This is a genomic window from Streptomyces humi (genome assembly GCF_001005085.2).
GTDB lineage: Bacteria > Actinomycetota > Actinomycetes > Streptomycetales > Streptomycetaceae > Streptomyces > Streptomyces humi.
This window is the reverse complement of record NZ_LBMU02000193.1, coordinates 1-741: the sequence shown is the minus strand read 5'-3', so window position 1 is coordinate 741 and position 741 is coordinate 1. Positions and strand designations below refer to the sequence as shown.

Annotated in this window: 1 protein-coding gene; it reads left to right on the top strand. The window is 67.6% G+C overall.

What is annotated here, in order from left to right; translation table 11 throughout:
• Window positions 1-154: 154 nt before the first annotated feature.
• Window positions 155-741, top strand: a 587-nt coding sequence (locus AAW13_RS43845; protein ID WP_143145126.1) for a substrate-binding domain-containing protein, incomplete at its 3' end; no start/stop codon positions are given.

Below are 741 nucleotides of genomic sequence, written 5' to 3'. Positions count from 1 at the left end.
TACTCGGACCGAGGGTCGCACGACAGATCTCGCTTGCAAGGCACAGGGCGGCCAAGTCCGTCTGAACACTGCGGGCCGTCTGTGGCTGGTTGCGCAGTTCCCCGCGCCCCCGAGAAGGGGCGCCCTCCTGAACCCTTCTTTCAAAGGAACCGTCATGCGTAAGTCGTCCATCCGGCGTGCCGCTGTGGCGCTCGCCGCCGTGTCCTCCCTCGCTCTCGCCGCCACCGCGTGCGGGGGCACCACCAAGAACAACTCCGGCGGTGACGACAAGGCGGCCACCTCCACCGCCAAGGCCGATCCGAACGCGGCGCTGAAGAAGGGGCTGACCGTCGGGTTCCTGCCGAAGCAGGTCAACAACCCCTACTTCACCTCCGCCGACAAGGGCGGCGAGAAGGCGCTCACCGAGCTCGGCAACAAGTACAAGGAGGTCGGTCCGTCCAGCGCGACCGACACCTCCGGGCAGGTGTCGTACGTCAACACGCTGACCCAGCAGCAGGTGAACGCGATCGCGGTGTCCGCGCAGGACCCCGGTGCCCTGTGCACCGCGCTGAAGCAGGCGATGAGCAACGGCATCAAGGTCGTCACCTACGACTCGGACACCAACGCGGGCTGCCGCAACGCGTTCGTGTCGCAGGCGTCCGCCGAGGACCTCGGCCGCACCGAGGTGCAGCTGCTCGCCGAGCAGATCGGCTACAAGGGCGAGATCGCGATCCTGTCCGCCGCCCAGACCGCCACGAACCA